Below are 519 nucleotides of genomic sequence, written 5' to 3'. Positions count from 1 at the left end.
CGGCTACGACTTCGGCCCGCAATTGTCGGATCTGAATGTGGCGGTGGGCGTGAAGAACATCTTCAACCACCAGTACTTCACCCGCTCCTTCGATGACAACAACAAGGGCAAGTACGTGGGTGAGCCACGCACGCTCTATGTACAAACGTCAGTGGCGTTCTGACTTTTCTCGCCACAAAACAAAACGGGCCTGCAATGCAGGCCCGTGGGTTGGGGGAGAAACTCAGCCGTCAGCTATTGAGCGCGGCCTGTTGGTTTTCCAGGAATTCTTCTTCGAGCAGGGCATCCGCCTCGGTGCCGTCGCTGCTGGGCACGGCCGCCGCACGTTTGCCGCGCAATTTACCGAACATGTGCTCCAGGGCACTTTCCAGCTTGATGGTCGCACCATCAATGGCCTGTTCCAGGGTGTCGGCCTTGTGGGTCACGGAAATCGGCTGGTGACCTTTCGGACGGGCTTCCAGCTGGCAGCGCATATCGTCCGGACCTGATTTGCCACCGTTCTCGTCCCGCAGGTGGACC

General features: G+C 59.0%; 2 protein-coding genes. One reads left to right on the top strand and one right to left on the bottom strand.

The window, feature by feature from the left end; genetic code table 11:
- A partial coding sequence (locus Q7C21_RS23045; RefSeq protein ID WP_375151245.1) for a hypothetical protein occupies window positions 1-163 on the top strand: 163 nt, incomplete at its 5' end.
- 67 nt (window positions 164-230) lie between these two features.
- On the opposite strand, the gene Q7C21_RS23040 is transcribed toward Q7C21_RS23045, so the two are convergent.
- On the bottom strand, window positions 231-519 hold a 289-nt coding region (locus Q7C21_RS23040; RefSeq protein ID WP_375151244.1), incomplete at its 5' end, for a ribosomal subunit interface protein.

It is taken from the genome of Pantoea sp. ANP04, from assembly GCF_041982285.1.
In the GTDB taxonomy this organism is placed as follows: Bacteria; Pseudomonadota; Gammaproteobacteria; order Enterobacterales; family Enterobacteriaceae; genus Pantoea; species Pantoea eucalypti.
Note: the sequence above shows the minus strand (reverse complement) of the source record. Positions and strands in the feature narration are given on the sequence as shown.